This window comes from Ohtaekwangia sp. (genome assembly GCF_036568665.1).
Lineage (GTDB): Bacteria > Bacteroidota > Bacteroidia > Cytophagales > Cyclobacteriaceae > Ohtaekwangia.
This window is the reverse complement of record NZ_DATCSD010000215.1, coordinates 1-22,365: the sequence shown is the minus strand read 5'-3', so window position 1 is coordinate 22,365 and position 22,365 is coordinate 1. Positions and strand designations below refer to the sequence as shown.

Here is a 22,365-nt window from a genome sequence, read left to right as displayed (position 1 = left end):
GCAACTGTGACAGGATCTTTACTACACCCTGGAAGCTGCCTGCTGACCCACCGATAACAACGGCTTTATAGCTGTTATTTAGGTTGAACTTACTCATTCGTAAAAGGCAAACTTCACTTAATCTTTTATTTTCTTGTAAATCTTTTCTTCGTTGTTAACCACGATGAAACGACTGGCATAGTCGCACCAGATCAATGATTCTTTAGAACCGATGGCGAGGTATCCGTACTTAAATAAACTCTCGTGGAATTTCTTCAATACTTCATTCTGCAATGCCTGATTGAAATAGATCATCACGTTACGGCAGAGAACAAGATCGAATTTGTTAAAGATGTCGCCCGTTACCAGATCATGTCTGCGGAAGGAAACATTCATAAACAAGTCTTTATTGAAAACAGCATTGCCGTTCTCTTCCTTATAGTAGTCTTTGAAAGTTCGCGTTCCCTGAAAACGGATATAGTTCTTCTCGTTCAGCTCCATGTTCTTCACCGGGTAGGTGGCAGCTTTCGCTCGCTCGAGAATGTTTACATCAAGGTCTGTAGCAATGAGTGTAACATCCTGCAACACGCCCATCTCCTTCAGCATAATGCACATGGAAACCACTTCTTCTCCGGAAGAGCAGCCCGCGTGCCATATCTTGAATTGCTTGTGGTTAAGCATGATTGCCGGGATGATCTCTTCGCGCATAATGCGCCAGAAACTCGGATCGCGGAACATTTCGGTAACATTCACCGTAAGTTCATCGAGGAACTCATTGATGAAGGAGGGTTGTTCGGTAAGTTTCTTTAAAAGGCTATCCACGGAAAGCTTCTTCAGTTCCATGATGCGGAGTACGCGCCTTTTAAAAGAAGACATGGCATAATTCCTGAAGTCATAATTATACTTCTGGTAAATCAGCTCCGAAATTCTCTTAAGGTCAGCTATGTCGATATCGAGCATGAACAGGTCTTTATAAAAAGGAACCCAAAATTAATTTCTCTGGTAAACTGTCGGATGGATTTGACGATTAAATCTTACATGCGTTCAAAAGCCATCTCAGCACACATTTTTTCTAAGTAAATCAAATTAACGAAATCGTCCTAATTCCTTGGAAAAAGGATTAAAAACTTTGAATACAGATGTGAGACATTACGGGATGAAGATAACCACAAAATATAGATGAGCTTCTGTTTAATAGCCAACTTTCACTTCATTTAAGGCTATTGTAATTACAGATTTACCCTAATTTTCGGTTGAGTTCCTGTTGTGTGATCTCTAAAGCCTCCAGACTTACTTTCAGATTCTTGGCAACTTCTTCAGCTACCTGCCAGTCGTCTGACCGTGCGGGCTTCTGCGCCAGTTGTGTTTCGAGTGAATGGATTTTGTCTAAGTGCTCGCGTTCCTTGCGCGCGAATACTGTGGTAGCTTCTTCCAGTTTAGCAGCAGATATACTCTTACCGGATTGCTGTTCCAACTCTTGTATGCGTTCGATATACCCCCGCTCTTTCCGGGCAACTTCTTCTTGGGTAGCCTGGAGTTCTTCCATGTTCTGACGCATCTCTTCTTCCTGCGCGCGCATCTGTTCCGTCTGCACCTGAAACTGATCTATTAACTGCTTGTTCTTTTCTGCAGCACGCACAGATGCTACCGATGAAGCAATGGTCTCACCCAGTTTCTCTACAAATGTTATTTCATATTGCTGGTACTCGTTGAAAGAGGCAAGTTCTACAATGCCATATACCCGCATATCAATCTTTAAGGGAACAATAAGAATGGAACGTGGATTAGCATCACCCAACCCGGAGGTTATGCGCACATACTCTTCCGGGAAATTAGTATAGTAGTTTGTTTCGCGCTCCAGGAAGGTTTGTCCTAAAAGACCTTCTCCTAATTTTATCCTGCGCGTTTCATGTTTCTTGATGTCGAATGCAAACAACGAGATCAGTTCAAGGTAACGATTATGTTCGTCTTCTTCGTTGAGTATATATAGTGCACCCTGGTTTGATCGTGTATACTGCACCAGTGCAGCAATGATCTTGTCACCCAGCGCACGAATGTCGTCATTCGATGAGCGGAGAATATCAACAAACTTGGTAAGCCCTTCGTTAGCCCACTGACGCTTGCGTTCTTCTTCGTTCAGCGACTTCAGTTTACTCTGCATTTCGATGAGTGAATCTGCCAGTTTGTTCTTACCATGTGTATACCGGCTATCGAGTGTAGCCTGATAATCGATATCCAGATTACCCTGACCGATAGCAGTAACAAAGTCCGTAGCATCTTTCAGGTTCTCCAGCGTTTCATTGATCACAGTAGAAAGCTGCCCGATCTCATTCGGAACAAAGTCGCGTACTTGCTGATGACCCGCTGTATTCTCACGAAGTTTCTTCAGAGGTTTAAGTACGTATTTATCAAATGCAAGGAACACCAATGTGAGCAGTGCAACATCGAATGTGATAATGGCAATGACCCAGCCATGCACGGAAGATTTTTGATCGCGCACTTCACTTTCCAGATCGTTGAAAAGATTGTCATACCATTGATATAGGGTAAGTGCCAGACTTTCTTCTTTTAGCTGGGCTGCTGCAGAAACGGGTACGCTTGCTGTATGTGTAATTACCGGAGCTGCAACAGAAGCACTATCTGTCAGTGAGGTGCTGTCGCCAGCAACAGGTGCAGGTATAGCAGATGCCGCAGGTTGAGAAGAAGAAGTCAGCATATCTCTTACTGACTCTTTATATTCTGTCCAATATCCTACGAGGTTATCATAAGAAATGCGAGGCAACCGCGATAGTGGTTTGAGAATTACTTCCGTGCGATCGACACGGCCACCTTTCCCCAGAATTTCCAGCATGTGATCCTGCTGAACGATTCTCGCCTCAATATCAACACTGAGGTCATTCTTCATAGCGCGCTGGCGTTGTACCAGTAACGCTATCTGTTGATTCGATAGCTGGGCGCTCCGGGTAAAATCAAGGCGTTGTTCGGCTTCATCCAATACATTGATCCTGTGCTGAATGATATAAAATTCTGCGAAGTATATTAAAAACATTACAACGAGCAGATAAATACCGATCAGTCGCAGAGATGTATCGCGCAGAATTTTCATAAACCCCAAGTAAAGTAAAATACCCTAAATGCCAAAACTGCTGTATGGAAAAAGCTGAAAGTGAATATTCACGACACGAAAGCTATACCGGTTAACCCGCTATAGAGATGGTATTGTTTACAGGCTGGCATTGCTAAAGGCAAAAGGCAACAACGAACTGGCCGAAGGTGCCTTGACCCACCGATGATCCTGGCTTTGCATAACAATTTCTATGGGCGACTGCTGGCGATTTTCAAACTCCAGCAATACTTGCCGGCACTCGCCACAACACGTGGCTGGTGTGAGTTCGTGTTCATTTCTTTTCTGTGCTGTTACGGCAACTTTCAAAATCTTAACGTGGGGGTAAAGTGCATATGCGGAGAACAGCGCTACGCGTTCGGCACATAAACCGGAAGGATAAGCAGCGTTCTCCTGGTTCATGCCCGTAATCACCGAACCATCATCCAGCAGTGCAGCAGCGCCTACCATAAAGTTAGAGTATGGAGCATAGGCATGTGCTAAAGCTTCTTTGGCTTTTAATACCAGTTCTTTTGATCCGGCATCCAGATCATCTAACCGGTTTACGATTATAAATTGTTTCATCGGGCTATATTAGCTTAGAACATGAAAAGTTAGTGAAAAAGCTTTACGTGCAAAGCAACCCGCGAAAAGGTAATGCAGGTCATTTCGTTTCAGACTTTTACGGTTAGCTTTACAATCCTAGTATTGTATAACTATGAAAACCATTCTCTCATTAGGTGCCGGCCGATCGTCATCGGTGTTGATCGCATACTTGCTTCGCGAAGCGGCAGCGAATAACTGGAAAATTATAGTAGGAGATATTTCGGTGGAGGCTGCCCGCGAACGAGTAGGAGCATCACACCACGGAGAGGCTATCCGTTTTGATGTTAACGATGAACACACTTCCAAAAAAACTATAGCGCAGGCTGATGTGGTGATATCGTTGATGCCCGCTCACTTTCACCCGATAGTGGCTACGTATTGTCTTGCACTGAACAAGCACTTGCTTACCGCCAGCTATGTTTCCGATGAAATGAAAGCGCTGGATTATGAAGCGCGACAAAAAGGATTGCTCCTGCTGAATGAATGCGGCCTCGATCCGGGTATCGATCACATGAGTGCTATGCAGGTGATTGATAGAATAAAACAGCAAGGTGGTAAACTGATTTCGTTTGAGTCGTTCACGGGAGGATTGATTGCTCCTGAGACTGACCCGGAAAATCCCTGGCGCTATAAATTTACCTGGAACCCGCGGAACGTAGTGATGGCCGGACAGGGCACCGCTAAATATATACAGCAGGGAGAGTATAAATATATACCTTATCAGCAACTGTTTACTCGCATTACACCGGTGCATGTTGCTGGATATGGCGATTATGAAGGCTATGCAAACCGCGATTCACTAAAGTATATAGATACATATCAACTGGAAGGGATACAGACGATGCTGCGCGGAACGCTTCGTAACAAGGGGTTTTGTTCTGCCTGGAATATACTGGTGCAATTGGGTTGTTGTGATGATACCTATAAAATGGAAGGCGTTGCTGCCATGACGCACCGAAGTTTTATAAATGCTTTTGTGGAGGCTGAAACAAATGTATCACTTGAACAAAGACTCGTAAAACATTTTTCGATTCAGCTGGATGGACCGGAGATTACTCGCTTACGCTGGTCGGGTTTGTTTGATGATGAACCGGTTGGCCTAAACAACGGAACGCCTGCTCAGATACTCGAATATATACTCAATAAGAAATGGAAATTGAATGAAGGCGATAACGACTTTATTGTGATGTGGCATCGCTTTATCTATGAGTTGAAAGGTAAACATCACGAGATACAGGCATCGCTTATTGCCAGAGGAGAAGATGCTACGCACACAGCAATGGCCAAAACAGTAGGTCTGCCGTTGGGGATTGCAGCGAAACTCCTGCTGCAGAATAAAATTACCAGCCGCGGTGTTGCTATACCGGTATCGCCCGAATTTTATATACCTATACTTGATGAATTAAAAACATTGGGTGTTGAATTGACAGAAGTAGAGAAATAGATATACTTCTCTTTATAGAAGTTGATAGTATTGTTTAATAGGTATATCTGCTAAGGTATACCTCTTTTGTTTTTTGTTATATACAGATCCTCACGATGAGCGATACGCCATCTCATAGACCGATTTAACGTGCGGGCCGAGGAAGATGCGCGCATAGATGCGGATGATGGCAAGACCATCCATGATAAAACTCAGTGAAACGAATAATGCCAGTAAGGCCTGGTCTTCGTGAATATGAGTGAAGATCAGGTCTTCGCCTATAAATGTTGGTGTGATGGGAAAACCGGATAGCCCTAAGCATGCTAATAGAAAAACAAAAGCAAGTTTGGGATGTTTATAGGAGTGACCATGAAACTGGTCGAGGTCAATGTTGCCTTCGCGTAATTTAAGTTGGTGCAGGCAAAGAAATCCTGTAAGGCCCGCCACTATAATTCCACTGAGGTATAAAAGTGTATGGTTGTAGTTGAAATGCTCGTTGAAGGAAACTGCCAGAGCTACCCAAAAGTGATTCATGATCACCAGCATCCAGCTCATGCGCGCCTGCTTTCGTTCTGAAAAAGATTTGAGCACCATAATCAATCCGATCAACGCAAATACTACCGGCAGTTGCTCCTGTATACCGGCTGGTATATATTCTTCCTGGTATAAGGTAAATATACCCAGCAAGTATGCTGGCACGAAGAAATATATAGCGCGTGATAATGTCAAGAACCCGAGTTTCTTACCGGCCCACTTGAGTGGGTTCCATAGATAGCGATACATCATCGAATCAAGATTCCATTCTTTCAGGCAAAGCATGTAGAAAGTATATTCTATCTTTTTGGGGAGAGAATCTTCTACTGTATGCTGGCGCGGAGTAAAATTATAGAATTGCTCGCGTATCAGGTAACTCACCACGGAAGGGGAGACCAGCAACTGGTATGTTCGCAGAAAAGCGTTTCCGGCAAAGTGAAATAGGGCAAGTGTTTCGAAGCCCGCGGCTACTTCTATAAAGATCAACCCGATCTGTGCAATGGAAGCATACGCAATCTGACTCTTAACGGATGATTGAACGCGTGCTATACCGGTAGCCACTATGCTGGTAAATATACCGGCAACAGCAATGAGTATTCTCACGGAGAGCTGATGTTCCCAGAAGGGAAATGTTCGTACCAACAGAAACACACCAAGGTGTACGGAGAGTGCTCCGTAAAATATAGCGCTTGAAGGTGTTGGTCCTTCCATAGCACGCGGCAGCCACGATGAGAATGGAAACTGTGCAGACTTGCCAGCAGCCGAGATCAATATCATAAGTGAAATCAATACACCTACCAGTGTATGACGTTGTAGTTGTATATCTACCAAAGTATAATTGCTGAGTTTCAGAAATGTAATATTCTCGTGCCACAGGTGGTGACTTAACCACATGGCGAGAATGATGCCCACATCAGTAATGCGATAGATGGAGAATATCTTTACAGCATTTTTTACCGGCAGGTAACGATCGCGATAAAATGCTATTAGTAAAAATGAAGCTATACCAAGTACTTCCCATCCGATAAAAAGTGTTTCGAGGTTGCCGGCAAAAATCACGGTGTTGTATCCCATATAGAAGAATAGTATGGTATTGAAGAAACGCTTATAGCCGCTCTCACGATGAAGATATATACCGCTATAGATGGTTACGAGAAAGGTGAGAAACGCGCCAACAAAAAGATACATGGCCGTGATCTTGTCGAAGTAAAAATCAATGAAGAATTCGTAGCCGGGTGTGGTGAAGATGGCTATATCTTTCATGTTGAGTGTATGATGTCCTTTGAATAACCACCATGCGAGAAAGCCGATAGCAAGGAATAAATGTATACCTGCTGTTCCGAAAGCTATGCGTGAAAGGAGTTTTTCCTGTTTGCCGGGAATTGCTATACTGACGAAGTATCCGATCACCGGTATAGCGATAAAGAAATGAAGCAGCGATGTCATAACAGGCGGGTTTAAGAGATCAGGTATACCGGTATATTTTCTTCGTAAGATTCCACCAGTGTGGCTGAATCGGTTACTGTTTCCATTGTCTTCTTCAGTGGATGATAGGGTTCGAACACACCATCTTTGAATATGGATAATACTTTTGTTTCGGGGTTAATCACTACGAGGTTTACCCATTCGTTGATAAACCACTCGTATGTTTCTACAGATTTCTGAATGGTCTTCAATACTACTTCCGGTATATGTTCAACAATGATGAGTAAGCGAACCGGGTCATGTACTTCTATCATCTGGCTTGGTAACCCCGGACGCAGATCGCCATCTATACCATTAGCAACGCCAAACAACCCCATCACATTATGAGGAAGTTTTGTTCCGGCACCAAGCTTCTGATTATCGACTCGTGAGAAGAAATACTCCAGGTTTATACCACCACATACCGGTGCTGCAGCTTTTAAAATGTTAAAGAGATATTTACCTTCCGGATCAACCCGGTAATCGAACGAGTTCATGAATGATCTTCTGTCGAGAAAAAGATTTTGCGATAGTGTTCTTCTTCCTACTATACAAACAGCGTTGGTCGCATGGTTGAGTTCAGGGCGCGGCTCGAACAAGGATACAGAACGTGTCTTGATCTTTTCATGAATCTTGGCGGGTGTCTGCCGGGTATTGATCGATGCAAATCTTCTGGATCTTTCTTTCGCATTCAGATCAAGTGCCTGGGCAAACAATGTTTCATGGTCTATATGTAGTGCCTGGTTTTTAGCATGGAGTAAATCTTCATCGAAGAATATAATTTCATCGCGCGTTGTGTCGTGCAATCCACCTACAAACTGTGTTGTTACAGGAATGACTATATCTCTCGATGCGAGTATATCCCGTACTTTCGGATGATTGGCCATATAGCAGAATACACGCGCATTTACCGAGCCTGCACGACCAGAGCAGGCACCGCAGTCGTACGCAGCATAGTGCGGATTGTTTACACTGCTGGAGCCGTGCCCTATAGCATATACGACAGGAGCAAAATCTTTGACGAGGCCAATACTCTTCAATACATTCTCTACACGTGTGGCCATTTCATCAATGGTAAATCCAACCTGTAAACCATGCTCGCGGTGTTCCGGATTTTTACACTCAATAGTAAGTGTAGCAAATTTATCCATGTGGCGGAACGATGATGCGGTTGCCGGACTCATAGATGGTCTGAAGATGTTGATGAATAATTTTAGTGCAGACCAGAAACCTAATGTATGCGTTATCAACCAGCCACGAAACAAAGAGTGCGTTGGCTTGGTAAAGTGTATATCTTTCTGTCGCCTGTTGCGTGAGCCTGTTTCTTTGATCAGGTATTTCGGTGTAACCGGTGCAGGGCAAAGCTTGGTGTGAAATTTACCATGCTCGGGTTTGAAGTAAAATTCTACACCGAAGAAACCAGGCGTAGCAAAAGTTTCGCAGGCAGTATCCAGTTTTTCCAGGTAGCGCCTGAGTGAACACTCACGATCATCGATGCAGAAAGCGACCTGGAAACTTCGGGTTCCAGTAACAGACTGTTTTGGTTTTTCAGGAGTACATATACCAGCCAGCACCTGGTCGTAATAACTCCACTCAAGGGCATTCTGCCAAATGAAGAGTACTTCTTGTAGCTCGGTTGGTTCTACTTTGCTAAAGAGTTCAAGGGGTTCGTGCTTTATCCTGTTACCCAATGGCGACCAGGCTCCTTTACCGAAGTGATAATCCAGTGCATCAATCTCTAATAGTAATTCAAAAGTGATGAGATCGTGCAGCGATATTTTTTTAGGATCGAGTAATGATTCGGGTTGATCTTCTATAGCGGAGACTATACCTGACCATCCCTGGTGTGCAAACTGCTGATCGAAGAGATACTGCTCATATAGCTTATCATTACCCACCAGTAGTTTCAGCAGGTGTTCTATTTGATGATTGCCTTTTAGCAAGAGTTGTTGTGCGCGCCTGGTGTGAAAGAAACTGGTAAAACTGTTGCGTTCCATCTCGCGAATGGAGGCGAGAAATCCTTTGTGCCACACCGGGAAGTTCCACATAGATATACCCTGATCGAGATAGCTGCAAAGTATACGGAAGAGGATGGGATGCACCAGTGAATCAAGATCCATCTGGTATTCTCTTTTCCAATTGGCGCGCAATGAACCTATTCGCGGAGAAGGTGATGGACTATAACTTTTGTAGAGAATTTTTTCAAGCCAATCCTGGCAGGAACCAACGCCTTTATGATCGATAATTATTTTTTCGAGTATATCATCGCGAATGCGTTGCTCATGGTGTAGCGTTCTGTATTCATCCAGCGTAAGCGAAACTTTATAGCCGAATATCTCCGATGCATTGCGCAAGGCATCGGCAAATTTGAGTCGCTGAAAAGCGTGAAGTGTATTATGATGTATAAAATCTTTTAGAGGAGCCTGTGCCGGTAAATAGTGTTTCAATTCATAGAGTACATCGTGTTCGTTAAACGAATTGCCGGTAACTTTTGCCGGGCGGGATGCGTCCGCTTCGGCAAGAGGAGGAGCTTGCGTTTTCATTCATGCGATTTAAAATTTTCGTACTAACTGTTTAATGAAGCAGGAGCTATGCAAGCTCTTGCTGATAGACTATCCGTTGGCGGAAAGCGGGCATATAAGAGTATAGCAGCAGCCCGGATATTGTTAAGCAGAAAACTTGAGGATCAGGTTACCGGTAAAGGCAAAACGGAAGTACAGGTAACGATCAGATGAGTATAGCTCTCTTGGCGAGATAGAGCGGTGTGCAGGCTGTGATGCCGCATATAGATGGAGCATGGTAAAAATTATACTCGTATGTTTCTGTCCGGGTATATAGATCAGATTCATCAATGGGACTGCTGAAAAGGAAATGATGATGGGCATTGGTGTTATCGATCCCTTTCTCTTCTTCCTTTTCTTTTTCTTCGTAAGGAAATTGTGAACAGGATTGCGTGTGTGTCCTGGATTTAGATGAGTAGGCAAGTGCCCGGGTTTTGGGAGTAAGACTGAATGAATTAAAGGAGCTGAAGACAATGGAGGCCAATAAGAAGAAGATCACAAAAGCGATAACGTACGACCTTATGTGATTGAACGTCTTCATAGTAAACAAATATAAAAAAAATACGACAGGTTAGCTATGAACGGCCAACGAATATCGAGCAATGAATAAGGGATTGAATATCGAATAACTATTAACGGATAACGGAATTTGAATATCGAACCAGGAATATCGATCAGCGAATAATGAAGTCTGGATGCACCGGTTAACTATTCACGAATAACCATTAACGGATACCGGCTCCGTTATTTCCGCTCATACACCTCATCGATCAGCAGGTTCGTGCCACGGGCGGCCTGCACTGCGAGTACATCGCATCGTTCATTTTCAGGATGGCCTGCGTGGCCTTTTACCCAAGTGAAACGCGGCTGAAATTTTTGATGCAGGGGTATATATTGTTGCCACAGATCGGCATTGGCCTTGTCTTTGAAATTTTTCTTCTGCCAGTTCCACAGCCAGCCTTTTTCAACAGCGTTGATTACATACTCCGAGTCGGAGAAGATCATCACCGGTATACCTTCTTTCTTGATGGCACGTAAACCTTTTATTACCGCCAGCAACTCCATACGGTTGTTGGTAGTAAGCCGGAATCCCTCTGATAATTCTTTTACCGCGTCTTTAAATTTCAGGATAACGCCATAGCCACCGGGGCCCGGATTTCCCTGGGCAGCACCATCGGTATAGATTCGGATCATAATGCGTGTGTCTTAAAGATCTTAACCGCGATGGCCAACAGAATTACACCAAATACTCTGCGCAGTACTGCGAAGCCTGATTTACCAATAACGCGCTCCAGCCATACCGATGAACGAAGCACGAGGTATACAAACATGAGGTTGAGTAATATACCGGTAAGGATGTTGATCTCCTGGTATACGGCACGAAGCGAAAGTATAGTAGTCATGGTTCCGGCTCCGGCTATGAGCGGAAACGCTAAAGGTACAATGGAGCCTGAGCCTTTGGCATCGGGGTCGTCTTTGATCAGTGTTATACCGAGTATCATTTCCATGGCCACAATAAAAATTACAATAGCACCGGCCACAGCAAACGAAGCTACATCCAGACCGAAGAGTGTAAGAATGGATTGCCCGAGAAAAAGAAAACCAACCATGAGAGCGGCTGATATAATAGTAGCTTTTTCTGCGTGTATTCTTCCTTCGCGTTTACGGATGATGATAATGAACGGAATGGAACCGAGGATATCGATAACCGAAAACAGGATGAGTGTTACGGAAAATATTTCCTTGAAGTTAAACATAGCGCAAAACTAACGAAAAAAGCCAGATGGTAAATCTGGCTTTGAGAGAAGGTCTTTACTAAAAATGTATCAGTTGAATTGAATGGGTACGCCCACTGTGAATTGCAACACGTTGTTCTTGCTCTTGTTGTTGTGGTTGAGGTTGGTAAGGCTGGTGCCATAGCGAACATCAAACGCCAGGTGGTTAAGCAGAATTATACCTACACCACCCTGTATACCAAAGTCAACGTTGTGATCGAACTCTACCGAATTGAGTTCATCGCTGTCATAGAAATGTATTTTACCTTTGGCATCGGTAGTTTCGTTATAGTCCGCATTATCGGTTACGTGGGTGGTGCCTTTAAACTTGCCTCCCAAACCAAAGCCTATGGATGGACCAGCATTGACAGCGAAACGAATCTTGTCGGTTCCGAAAGCAAGCTTGGCCAGCACCGGAAACTCGAGGTAGTTGATCTTATACTCTTGTTTGGTGTTAATGGTATAGAACGACTCGCTGCCAAAGAATTCTCCGGAGGCATCCACTTTGAATCCTTTTTGAATGAAGGTGATCTCAGGCTGTACAGAAAATATACCTTTCCCTACCGTGCCAACGGACAGGTTATACGCTGCACCGATAACAAAACCGGAACGTGATGAAATGTGATTTTCCATGTCGCCAACAAACTGGTTGGCTGCAAGATTGGAAATCGTAATACCTGCTTTCGGGATGATTGTTTGTGCATGTGCTAACGATACACTTCCGAAGAGAAGTGCTGCGATCAAAGTTTTTTTAGACATAAAGGGTTACGTTAATTATCTGCGTGAATACGGATACAACGGTTGGGCTGGTTGCAGAAACTACATCATTGTGGGGGCGTATGGGTAAAAATAAAAAGGGCCGTACTTTTCAGTAACGGCCCTCTTTCCTAAATCTGAACTACCAATTATTTCAGGCTGATCGGTACACCCACTGTAAATTGGAAACCACCATTCTTTGCATTGCTGCCATCGGTAATATTTGTGAGTCCCAAACCGTAGCGAACATCTACCATAACTTTTCCGGCAATTAATACACCGCCACCAAATTGAACTCCGAAGTCAATTTTATTGCCGAGGTATAGATCATCATTGCTGCTATTACCATTTCCGAATTTTACTTTGGTTTCGATCTTCTGACTGCCTTCCTCATATTTATACTTGCCACCTAATCCGTAGGCAACGGAAGGACCCTGCATTCAGATAAAACTTGGTAACTTTGCCGAAAGAAACTTTTGCCAATACAGGCAATTCGAGATAGTTAAGTTTCAGTTTTTCGGTTGCACTTCCTTCTGATGCTTTATATCCTTTCTGAACAAAGTTCAATTCAGGCTGCACCTAATCTAAACTTACTTTGAAGAACCAGTCTACTGCAGTTATTGGCCCAATATTTTATATATATATTAGAAGTATATCTGGTATTGTAACAGCACCTGGCCTTTCGTGCCACTCTTGTTGCCATCGCTGGTATAGGTTGGTCTGTTCTGGTAATCGAGTGTAATTTTACTGGTGTGTCCTTTTACCAACCAGTTTACACCTATATCCCACACATTCATTCGGTCGTTCAGGCGATCGTAGTCTCCGCTCATAATAGAGGCATACGGCATTAGTGTTCCGTTGCCTTCACCTAACAAATCTTTTTTCAGTAAATAACCGATCTGTGCGTACAGTACCTGGCCGGTACCAAACATCGGGAAAGCATTGCCTTGCGAGTTGGCATAGTACGGGCCGGTAGCCATGCCGTTGGCGGGATTCATAATGCCATTATAGCGAAGGTAATGGGTGCCATAGTCGAGATTGAAGTAGCCGGCATAGGCAGCGAGCGCTGTTCCTTTCTCTGCATCTATAGGAGCATCGTAGAAAAGTGCAGCCGACCATAATTTCATATTCTGATACTCGGTAGTTACACCACCGTCATTCGAAACCCACATCGCATTTTTCTGTGTGATGAAACCAGCTTCCAGGTTAAATACTTTTTTCTTGCCGAGGTATGCACCCGTCATATAGGGTGTGGTGTTGGATTCTTTATCGAAGAAATTCCACATGAAGAATCCCTGGTATTGCTTATGGTGTCCTTGCTGTGCAAATGTGGCGTTAGGTCCTATACTTGGAAGAGCGGTGCCACTGCTGGTAACCGGAAACGGATCGCTTAATACTAAACGATAATCAAATTTACCTAGCTGGCCACGTGCATATATACTCAGCTTGCGCGAAAACTCATCGGTTTGATCAACCGTAGCCTGTGCAAATACAGGAACATCCAGCGTCATAATAGTACCAACACTTGGCTGACTAAAACGTGAAAGACCATTGGCAATAGTAAGACCGCCACCGAGTTTCAACTTCTCGTTGTCTTTCCATACTTTATACTCACCGAGCACATCGTGAAAGAATACCTGGAATTTACGGTTGCCATTGTTGTTGGCATTTTGCCCGGCAAGAAAATTGAAGTTGTTCTGACCAAACTGTGTATAGAAGAATACATGATCCGTTAATTGCCCGTAGAACTGTATACGCGTTCTGCGAAGACCTATATCAAACGTCTCGTTGGCCGGCTCGCCCATTACCGTAGTGCCCGGGTTACTGTCGTTGTAACGGATCCATACCTGGTTAAGGAAAGTCCACTTGAGGTAATGGCTGCCATCTTCGTTTAATTTCAGTCTCAACTCTTCGATATTCGTCTTAGCGGGTGGTTTGGTTTCACTGGCGGATGCCTGATTGTCGGGTTGTACTTGTGCAGACACAACAGATACTGGCAGTGCTATACCCACGAGAATGGCTAGTACTTTTTTCTTCATTGCTGTTAGCGGTTGAGTTTAGTTGAACGATCCATCCGTTATGCTCGCATGCAGGTAGACTGGTCGGGATCAGATGTTCAAAGTTAAACAAAGTTACGTGGGTCATCACTCCGCTTATGAATTAGTTTAGTGAAACAAGATTGTTATAGACTATACCATTGTAGTATATCTGCGAAGCGTCTGCACTGGCAGAGGCCGTTATAACACCGATCAGTGTTAGCAGCCGGGCCTTTATACGCTCCCGAATAAAATCGTATTCCAGCAGCAGGTTACACTGCTCAATGATGTTGAGTTCGAGCAGTGCCCGCTCGAGTGCACCTTTACTCATCAGGTAATTTTGTGAAAGTGGTTTTCGGTTGAAGGTGAGATCGGCCACCAACTGCGATGTGGATGCATCGGTAAGTATATGTTCTACAGCCTGCGGATGGTTGTGTCCCACCACTACAATCTGTTTGCATCCTATATCTTCCACATAATATCGAAAGTTCTCCTGCAACAGGTAGCTGTGCCGTTGCAGAACATTTCCCGGTGAGCTTATTAAAAATACATTCTCATTCCATTCTTTCTTGTCTTTTTCATCAAGCTCATGGCAGGCTATGATCAAGGTCTTTTCTTCCCGAAACAGTGAGTTAAAGTGCATTCGTTTTTTAGCGTTTAAAGTATAGCATGTTGTACAGGGCGTTTGCTTAATGTTTTTACAAAGCCCTCAATAAAAGTGAGTGTATCGTTGATCTCCGCAGGCACCAGCAAGTCGCGTTTTTTATACACCACCAGTTTGCTGCGATGCGATTCAACGTGAAGCTCTTCGTGATCTTCTAAATACTCCAATACACTCGGGTTGAAAAATTCGCGCACGGCAGGTTCATCATTACCGCGTAGATAGTATTTCTTCGAGAATAGTGGGTGGTCCATAAAGTTTATATCTTTTCCAAAAGCAAATCCGGAAAACTTTGCCCAGAGTCCTTCGGGCTCCAGGGCAAAATCAGGTATAGTACATTCCAGTTCCGAAACATGCAGCACCGTAATGTGCACATCGTCTTCTACATGGCGCACACCTTCTGTCAGTGTAATGTCAGAGATGTCGATCTTGGCTTCTTCGCTATATTTCATCAATACATTTTCTTCGTATAGTATACTGTTGCCTTGCTCCAATGGAAAATCTTTATACTTCACAGCGTTGCGTACTTTCTGCGGATAGAAGGTGAGGTCATTTCTCTCTGCCAGGTCGCGCAGTATAACTTGCCGTGGAGTAAGCCTGATCTCGATTTTATTGGCTGCATCTTTCGCGAGCTTGCGTGCAGCAAGCGGGTGATTGGAGAACGGACTGAATTTTTCCAAACCACTCCACACTACTTTGCCTCCGGTGAGGTGATAGTCTTCTTCGAAGTGATGGAGTTGCTCCATAAAAGAATGATCTACCAGTTTGGCATCGGCAAAGTTGAAGCACACCAGCTTGCCGGGCCTGAACTGCGCGAAGAGTTTTTTATAGCCCAGAAAATTCGAGAAGGTAGCAGCGCCTCTTATGCGTATAGTATATTCTTCGTTACTTTCAGTAGCATCGTAGTCTGCCTTGAATAAACTTTTCAGCGGAGCACCGTTCATGATGTGAAAGATTATTTTGGTAAGTATACCGGCAGCAACACCCACCAGTAAATCTTCGGCAACCGTTATAATGATCGTTACCATAAAGATCACAAACTGCTCCGGGCCTATTTTATAGGTGCCTATAAATTCCTTCGGAGAAGCCAACCGGTAGGCTACAGCAATCAGCATGGCAGCAAGTGCAGCAGTCGGTATCATTTCAATAACCGGTACTAACAGCAACATAGACACCAGCAGAAAGAAACCATGAAAGAAGTTGGCCCAGCGTGTACGGGCACCGTTGTTTACATTGGCTGAGCTACGCGCAACTTCCGAGATCATCGGCAGGCCACCTAATAAACCAGATATACCGTTGCCCAATGCGAGTGCTTTTAAATCCTGGTTGTAATCGGATTTACGTTTCCATGGATCGAGACCATCTATAGCCTTTACAGTTAATAGTGATTCAAGACTGTTCACGAACAGAAACATGAATACATATTTCCAGAATATAAGGGTGTTGATCGCTGCGAAGCTTGCACTGAACGTTACGTTCTTCCAAAAGTCACCGATCGTTACCAGCGAGCCGGTATATCTTTCTTTAAACCCCAGCGCCACGGCCAGTGGTATCATAATTACCAGCACGATCATGGGTGCAGGTATCTTTTTAAATATACCACCCAATGCCGGCAGACCGAAGATGATAGCCAGGCTGGCTATACCTACCAAGGCTATGGGCGCTTTTGCGTGTGCTATAAATACCGGTATATGTGTATAGAGCTGTACCGGGTTAAGTCCTTTGGTAAGCGAGGCATCTACGCCCAGCAGTATAGGAAACTGTTTTGCGAAGATGAGTACACCAATCGCGGCCAGCATACCATGCACCGCTGAGTGCGGGAAGAAATCGCTGAAGGAGCCGAACTTCAGCAATCCGAAGATCACCTGAAGTATAGCAACAATCACGATGGCGCCACACGCCAGTTGTGTAGCCGTTACACCCGGTATATGCAAGCCTCCTAAATCAGCTACCGCTCCTGCACAAACGGTAATCAAGCCGGCTGCAGGACCTTTAATAGTAAGTCGCCCGCCCTGAAATATACTTACCACAATACCACCAACCATCGCCGTGAAAACACCCATGGCAGCATCATAACCACTGGCTTTTGCAATGCCTAAACTTAACGGAAGGGCTAACAGGAAAACGAGGAATCCCGATAAGGCATCGGTCTTCCAGTTTTCTTTCAGGCCGGCAAGGCCATCGTGGGGAATATGGAGGTCTTTCATGTTTTTACGTTGATTAGTTGGTAACAGAATTGGAGGGCAGGTATATAAAGTCAATTCCAAAGTCGTGGGCGAGATCGCGCTCAAACGTATACATCGAACTGAACTGCCGCGAGAGCGACAACAGTTGTTTTTTGTTTTGAGGTGGCAGATCGTAACTCAGGATTTTTATTTCACCAGTCTGGTCATCCGCTATGTAACAGATACACGTTAATCCGTCATCATACGAGTGAATCGTAGCTGTATACTTTATACAATGGTTGCTCTTCTCTTGCAGAAGTTCTGACGCAACTATATAGAATTGATTGTAGTATAGTACCGGAATTTCAAGTGATGAAACTGCAGCAGGATCTTTCACTATCAGAAAATGAGATGAATCCATAGGTATGTTCATTTACATGAAATACTTCTTTAATATACCTGGCCGATTTTTTTCTGCGGCCGTAACAACAGCTATAACAGGTGCACGTGCTGAACTGGAACAGTAAAAAACCAAATAGTAAAATGAAGGAACAACGCAGCTATACTCTATAGCATAAGCGTTGCTGGCGACTTAAGAACAAGTCGGCTGGAGAAAGGAAAGTATCAGATAATGTAGACGCTGTGCAGCGTAAACAAAGGAGGTTGATGATTGATGCGATCGTGAAAAACAAAAGACCTGAGTCTCGATGTATGCAGTTGCGCGAGAACGAAGGAGTGATTGGTGAAATCGATGAGCGGAACAAAGTTGAGGATGTCTGCAACAGCACTGGCTTTGAATTCCGTTTCAGACTCGTCTTTTTCTTTTAAGAGCTGCGGTAAAACTATAGAACTGTGGTGAGCATGAACAGATATACCATGGTTATCTTGCTGCAGGTTGCCGCGCTGCGTAACGATTGTGAAGAATGCCGGTGACAGAAACTGGAAGAGCAACACCATCAGCACCATTCGCATAAATTGTCGTGATACTCCGGTCATGTTAACGCATTGATTTAATCAAACACCCAAAGTCCTTCCGAAAAAATGATATGTGAATGTATGATTTTTTTTGATGGTAACATATAGGTCAGCCAAAGAGAGTTTGGCTAATCGTGCTGATTTTTTCTAATATTTCTCCAGGAACTTCATTAGCGTATTGATCTCTTTATCCTTTAAAGCTGGAAAGTTGGCTATACGAAACGTTATCGGTTTAAAGGTGCCATACCCTTCGCCCAGCAGCAGCCCTTCTTCTTTGGCTTTTTTCTTTACAGCACTCACCGTTTTTTCATCGGCTGTTACAGGTATAACGGTATAGGACTGTACATCTTCTTCGGTAACAAAGTGCCGCAGGGTTTTGCGCGATTTCAGAAAGTTTATCCAGCGGGTATAGCGCTGATAGATCTTGTCGTGCGTTACATCGATCGTATCGGTATCTTCCAGTACGCGCATCAGCAGGTAAATGCCCAGCACGTTGGGTGTGAACGGTGTTTGCCACTTCGCCATCATGTCCATCATAAAAGTGAGGCTGTTATAGTGGTTGTGTTCCTGTATAGTTTGCACGCGCTCCAGTGCCTGTGGCGAGCAAACCATCAGCCCCATGCCTGCAGGCAGACCAAAACATTTTTGTACAGACGCCAGCCAAATATCGGCCGCTTTAAAATCCAGTTGTATACCGGCCATAGATGAAGTAGCATCGATGGCGAGTAAATACGATGGATTATTTTTTTTGATAGCGCGTATAGTCGCGTTGCTTACCTGCGTGCCGTTAGACGTTTCGTTTTGAGTAATGCAGATAAGACCTTCTTTTAAATCGAAGATCAGTTTCTTGGCATCGAGCTTTTCGTTTACATCAAAAGGCAACGGCTCCGCCAGTGGATGAATGCGTTTGGTATAGTCGAACCACTTCTGCCCGAAAGAGCCATTGTATAAATGATAGCTCTTGTCTGTAACAACCGACTGTGCAATGATCTCCCAGCATTCTGTGGCCGAAGAGGTAAAGAACACGGTATAATTCTTGGGAATATTAAGCTTCTGCTTCAGCAGCTTGATCGTTCGCTCCGACATCTTTACAAAGTCATCGCTGCGGTGGTTGATGCTCATAATGCCCAGGGTATAGGCATCCTTTACATATTTTGGTATAGCATCGTATACCCGTGACGGACCTGGATAAAAGGAGATCATAACGATTAAGCGTTGGGTTGTTCAGTAAAATTACTGAATATATAATTGTGCCTGTACTATACCGGCAAAGTTATAGCAGGCTTATTGCGCTGCGTTTTTGTTAATAAAATACGTAAGCGCCAACGCATACCCTTCCATGCCAAAGCCGGTCATCATACCAACACATTTAGATGTGATAAGACTTTTATGTCTGAACTCTTCGCGTGCATATACGTTGGAAATATGTACTTCCACTACGGGAGTTTTTATACCACCGATGGCATCGTGAATAGCAATGGAGGTGTGCGTGTAGGCACCTGCGTTGATGATGATACCATCGAATGAGAACCCGACTTCATGGATCTTGTTAATGATCTCGCCCTCTACATTCGACTGGTAGTAGTGAAGTTCCAGTGACGAGAAACGTTTCTTCAGTGTTTCGAAAAATTCTTCGAACGAAGTGCTGCCGTAAATAGACGTTTCGCGTTTTCCCAGCAGGTTCAGGTTCGGGCCGTTGATGATCTGTAGTTTCATTGTCAGTTGCAGATATTTCGAAAGTTAAAGGCACGATTGAAAAATAAAAACTTCTTTCTCTTAATATTGAGCCATGAATTGGGAAATGCAGGTGCGGCATTTTAGGAATTACCTCAAGGTAGAGCGTTCACTCGCAGCCAACTCGGTAGAAGCCTATATCCATGACGTTACGCTGCTGCAGCAATTCATATCCATGAAAGATCCCCAGCTTTCGCCTCTGAAAGTAACCCCGCAGGTGTTGCAAGGCTTCCTGGAGTATATAAACGAACTGGGCATGAGCGCCTATAGCCAGGCGCGTATACTATCGGGTATAAAAGCATTTTACAAATACCTGTTGTTTGAAGACCTGATCGATAAAGATCCTACTGCGCTGATCGAAGGGCCAAAGCTGGGCCGCAAGTTACCGGATACACTCAGCTACCCGGAGATTGAAAAATTACTCAACGCGATTGATATGTCTTCTCCTGAAGGAGGACGCAATCGCGCCATGCTGGAAGTGTTGTATAGCTCGGGGCTTCGTGTCAGCGAACTGGTTGATCTCAAGCTGAACAATCTATACTTTGATGTTGGCTTTTTGCGTGTAACCGGAAAAGGAAATAAAGAGCGACTGGTTCCGATCGGCCGCGATGCTATGAAGTACCTTCAGATCTATATCGATGAACTGCGCGGGAAGTCACCGCATAAGCCTGTGCAGAAAGGCTCGGAGATATTTGTGTTTCTGAATCGTAATGGTAAAAAGCTCACCCGCGTGATGATCTTTACTATCATTAAGAACCTGGCGAAAAGTATAGGACTGGAGAAGACGATCAGTCCACACACCTTTCGTCACTCATTTGCCACACATTTGATAGAAGGCGGTGCTGATCTGCGGGCGGTACAGGAAATGTTGGGGCACGAATCCATTACCACTACCGAAATATATACCCACCTGGACCGCGATTACCTGCGACAGGTGATACAGGAATTTCATCCGCGCGCATAATTTTTTTATATTCATAGATACAGATCATGCGAATGATGTAATTTCACCCCGGCTTCGCATACATCGTACAAAGCATTTTTAAGTCATGAGAAAATATAGTTTGATCTTTTTATTGTATGGCGCGGTGCTGTCGGCACAGGCTCAGTTCAAAGTAGTGGTAGAAGTTCCGAATGTAGACCTTACCACCTACGAAACGTTTACCGTTGTGAAAGGTGAGGTAATTACTCCGGAAGATGAGCAGAAAGTAAATGAGGAAGAGCTTTTTCAAAAAATGAAAAATGCGATTGCTACTGAACTGGAAGCAAAGGGATATAAATATGTAAATGATTCTACCGCTCAACTCATTGTGAGTTATGTAACCGGATCGTTCAAGCAAACCAATTCAGAAAATCTCGGGCCGTTGGGTTCATCACCGGCTGCTACACCGGCCGATGTAGATCAGTCACGTTCATGGTCACGCGATTTCAGAGAAGGTATATTAGAGATTGAAGTATCGTCACGCACCAGGCGCGAACTGTGGAAGGTGAGTGGTACATTAACAACCGACACCAGCGATCCGAAAATTATCGATGGCTCGGTATATAAAGCACTGCGTAAATTTCCGAACCGGAATCGCAAAAGAAGATAAGAATTACTGCAAGCGTATAAATAAAAATGCCTGACGTAATCGCCAGGCATTTTTATGTTTTATATATACCGGTATAACTAGCGCAGGTTGAATTTCAAACCGCCTGTTACAACGATCTGGTTGAAATCGCCAATGGTTGCACGAAGTTCAGAGAATGGCACAACGCTCTTGCCAAGTTCGAAGTTGATACCGCCACCAACGTTAAGGCCAATCTCCAGGTTGTTATAATCACTGCGATTGTATTCGTAGTTGATGTGCTGGCGGGTAAAGTTCAAACCACCCAAACCATAAAACTCAAAGATGTCTTTGTTGTAGAAGTAATAGTTGGCGTTTACGTTTACCTCCAGGTAATTGATATCGTAGTTGCCGCGATCTTCCGGAAAGTATATAATCATTTGAGGAGAGATTGTTACTCTTTTCGCCACGACAAATTCAGCAATTCCACCGATACCTACTTCGTTGATGTCATCGGTAGCAGCTGCCAAAAAGAATCCAGCACGATTCTTAACACGATCCTGAGCAAGCACATCATTTGCCAGCACTGATGCAAAACACGCGATTGACGCAATGATTAAAAGTTTTTTCATAAGGTAAGCTAAAGTTATTTTAGGCCGCGAACATACTATTTTTTAGGAATAACGGTAGGAGAATTCCGCCAGTAGTTATTATCCTTGCCTAACTGTATATATTTGCCCTCATGTACAAATTGTTTATTCGCCCGCTGCTTTTCCTGGTCGATCCCGAAAAAATCCATCACCTGGTTTTTGCTACCCTTCGTGTAATAGGAAGGATACCAGGCGGTAAGGCATTACTTCGTTTCTTTTTTCATTTTGAAGATGTACAACTCGAGCGTGTAATTTTTGGATTGAAATTTAAAAATCCTGTCGGTCTCGCGGCCGGTCTTGATAAAGATGCTCGACTGATCGATGAAATGGCTTGCCTTGGATTTGGCTTTATAGAGATCGGTACCCTTACACCCAAAGCACAACCGGGCAATGATA

General features: G+C 44.1%; 23 protein-coding genes and 1 pseudogene. 5 read left to right on the top strand and 19 right to left on the bottom strand.

The features are described from left to right. Positions 1 to 117: 117 nt before the first annotated feature. From VIN08_RS12075 to cdd, 3 genes are all read right to left on the bottom strand, one after another. Positions 118 to 939 carry a protein-glutamate O-methyltransferase CheR gene (locus VIN08_RS12075; RefSeq protein WP_331965087.1) on the bottom strand — a complete coding sequence of 274 codons (822 nt, stop codon included), beginning with the start codon at positions 937 to 939 and terminating at the stop codon, positions 118 to 120. Positions 940 to 1,216: 277 nt separating this feature from the next. Then, on the bottom strand, positions 1,217 to 3,085 hold the full coding sequence (locus VIN08_RS12070; RefSeq protein ID WP_331965084.1) for a GAF domain-containing protein: 1,869 nt from the start codon (positions 3,083 to 3,085) through the stop codon (positions 1,217 to 1,219). 117 nt (positions 3,086 to 3,202) lie between these two features. Continuing rightward, positions 3,203 to 3,667, bottom strand: a complete 465-nt coding sequence (cdd, locus tag VIN08_RS12065) for a cytidine deaminase (protein WP_331965081.1) — start codon at positions 3,665 to 3,667, stop codon at positions 3,203 to 3,205. Positions 3,668 to 3,800: 133 nt separating this feature from the next. Here cdd and VIN08_RS12060 point away from each other — a divergent pair, with 133 nt between their 5' ends. Next, positions 3,801 to 5,132, top strand: coding sequence for a saccharopine dehydrogenase C-terminal domain-containing protein (locus VIN08_RS12060; RefSeq protein ID WP_331965078.1), 1,332 nt, complete (start codon positions 3,801 to 3,803; stop codon positions 5,130 to 5,132). A gap of 90 nt (positions 5,133 to 5,222) precedes the next feature. Here the strand turns inward: VIN08_RS12060 and VIN08_RS12055 are convergent, their stop codons facing one another. Together VIN08_RS12055 and VIN08_RS12050 are read right to left on the bottom strand one after the other, a co-directional pair. After that, entirely contained in the window at positions 5,223 to 7,091 is a 1,869-nt protein-coding gene (locus tag VIN08_RS12055; RefSeq protein WP_331965075.1) for a proton-conducting transporter membrane subunit, read from the bottom strand. Between the two features lie 11 nt (positions 7,092 to 7,102). After that, positions 7,103 to 9,652 (bottom strand): DUF2309 domain-containing protein, encoded by a 2,550-nt coding sequence (locus VIN08_RS12050; protein ID WP_331965072.1) that lies wholly within the window; start codon positions 9,650 to 9,652, stop codon positions 7,103 to 7,105. Between the two features lie 48 nt (positions 9,653 to 9,700). On the opposite strand from VIN08_RS12050, the gene VIN08_RS12045 reads away from it, so the two are divergent. Beyond that, positions 9,701 to 9,844 carry a hypothetical protein gene (locus tag VIN08_RS12045; RefSeq protein WP_331965069.1) on the top strand — a complete coding sequence of 48 codons (144 nt, stop codon included), beginning with the start codon at positions 9,701 to 9,703 and terminating at the stop codon, positions 9,842 to 9,844. Here VIN08_RS12045 and VIN08_RS12040 read toward each other — a convergent pair. From VIN08_RS12040 to aroQ, 13 genes are all read right to left on the bottom strand, one after another. Further along, positions 9,837 to 10,211: a hypothetical protein gene (locus VIN08_RS12040; protein ID WP_331965066.1), complete on the bottom strand. Its 375-nt coding sequence runs from the start codon at positions 10,209 to 10,211 to the stop codon at positions 9,837 to 9,839. The two genes, VIN08_RS12045 and VIN08_RS12040, sit on opposite strands and share 8 nt — an antisense overlap. A 203-nt stretch (positions 10,212 to 10,414) precedes the next feature. Then, positions 10,415 to 10,864: a ribonuclease HI gene (gene rnhA, locus VIN08_RS12035; RefSeq protein ID WP_331965063.1), complete on the bottom strand. Its 450-nt coding sequence runs from the start codon at positions 10,862 to 10,864 to the stop codon at positions 10,415 to 10,417. Continuing rightward, complete coding sequence (locus tag VIN08_RS12030; RefSeq protein ID WP_331965060.1) at positions 10,861 to 11,427, bottom strand: MarC family protein; 567 nt, start codon at positions 11,425 to 11,427, stop codon at positions 10,861 to 10,863. The genes rnhA and VIN08_RS12030 overlap by 4 nt, the downstream gene beginning before the upstream one ends. A 69-nt stretch (positions 11,428 to 11,496) precedes the next feature. Further along, positions 11,497 to 12,204: a porin family protein gene (locus VIN08_RS12025; protein ID WP_331965057.1), complete on the bottom strand. Its 708-nt coding sequence runs from the start codon at positions 12,202 to 12,204 to the stop codon at positions 11,497 to 11,499. Between the two features lie 146 nt (positions 12,205 to 12,350). Next, positions 12,351 to 12,641 (bottom strand): outer membrane beta-barrel protein, encoded by a 291-nt coding sequence (locus tag VIN08_RS12020; RefSeq protein WP_331965055.1) that lies wholly within the window; start codon positions 12,639 to 12,641, stop codon positions 12,351 to 12,353. Then, positions 12,598 to 12,780: an outer membrane beta-barrel protein gene (locus tag VIN08_RS28655; RefSeq protein WP_414693279.1), complete on the bottom strand. Its 183-nt coding sequence runs from the start codon at positions 12,778 to 12,780 to the stop codon at positions 12,598 to 12,600. Before VIN08_RS28655 ends, VIN08_RS12020 begins: the two co-directional genes overlap by 44 nt. 65 nt (positions 12,781 to 12,845) lie before the next feature. Then, complete coding sequence (locus VIN08_RS12015) at positions 12,846 to 14,240, bottom strand: hypothetical protein (RefSeq protein ID WP_331965052.1); 1,395 nt, start codon at positions 14,238 to 14,240, stop codon at positions 12,846 to 12,848. Positions 14,241 to 14,361: 121 nt separating this feature from the next. Beyond that, positions 14,362 to 14,880, bottom strand: a complete 519-nt coding sequence (locus tag VIN08_RS12010) for a carbonic anhydrase (RefSeq protein ID WP_331965049.1) — start codon at positions 14,878 to 14,880, stop codon at positions 14,362 to 14,364. Between the two features lie 14 nt (positions 14,881 to 14,894). Beyond that, a complete protein-coding gene (locus VIN08_RS12005; protein WP_331965047.1) occupies positions 14,895 to 17,105 on the bottom strand; it encodes a SulP family inorganic anion transporter in 2,211 nt (736 codons plus the stop codon). A 13-nt stretch (positions 17,106 to 17,118) separates the two neighbouring features. Next, entirely contained in the window at positions 17,119 to 17,484 is a 366-nt protein-coding gene (locus VIN08_RS12000) for a hypothetical protein (protein WP_331965044.1), read from the bottom strand. 203 nt (positions 17,485 to 17,687) lie between these two features. Beyond that, complete coding sequence (locus VIN08_RS11995; RefSeq protein ID WP_331965041.1) at positions 17,688 to 18,059, bottom strand: hypothetical protein; 372 nt, start codon at positions 18,057 to 18,059, stop codon at positions 17,688 to 17,690. A 126-nt stretch (positions 18,060 to 18,185) separates the two neighbouring features. Then, a complete protein-coding gene (locus tag VIN08_RS11990) occupies positions 18,186 to 19,241 on the bottom strand; it encodes an aminotransferase class V-fold PLP-dependent enzyme (protein WP_331965038.1) in 1,056 nt (351 codons plus the stop codon). A gap of 81 nt (positions 19,242 to 19,322) precedes the next feature. After that, the gene (gene aroQ, locus VIN08_RS11985; protein ID WP_331965035.1) at positions 19,323 to 19,754 is read right to left on the bottom strand and encodes a type II 3-dehydroquinate dehydratase; all 432 of its coding nucleotides are present in this window, start codon (positions 19,752 to 19,754) and stop codon (positions 19,323 to 19,325) included. Positions 19,755 to 19,827: 73 nt separating this feature from the next. Between aroQ and xerD the strand changes: the two genes are divergently transcribed. Continuing rightward, entirely contained in the window at positions 19,828 to 20,736 is a 909-nt protein-coding gene (gene xerD, locus VIN08_RS11980; RefSeq protein ID WP_331965032.1) for a site-specific tyrosine recombinase XerD, read from the top strand. Positions 20,737 to 20,821: 85 nt separating this feature from the next. Further along, a complete protein-coding gene (locus tag VIN08_RS11975; RefSeq protein ID WP_331965029.1) occupies positions 20,822 to 21,364 on the top strand; it encodes a DUF4136 domain-containing protein in 543 nt (180 codons plus the stop codon). A 77-nt stretch (positions 21,365 to 21,441) separates the two neighbouring features. Here VIN08_RS11975 and VIN08_RS11970 read toward each other — a convergent pair whose 3' ends face one another. Beyond that, the gene (locus VIN08_RS11970; protein WP_331965027.1) at positions 21,442 to 21,951 is read right to left on the bottom strand and encodes a hypothetical protein; all 510 of its coding nucleotides are present in this window, start codon (positions 21,949 to 21,951) and stop codon (positions 21,442 to 21,444) included. A 110-nt stretch (positions 21,952 to 22,061) separates the two neighbouring features. Here VIN08_RS11970 and VIN08_RS11965 point away from each other — a divergent pair. Beyond that, positions 22,062 to 22,365, top strand: a pseudogene (locus VIN08_RS11965) (dihydroorotate dehydrogenase (quinone)); the annotation flags it as partial.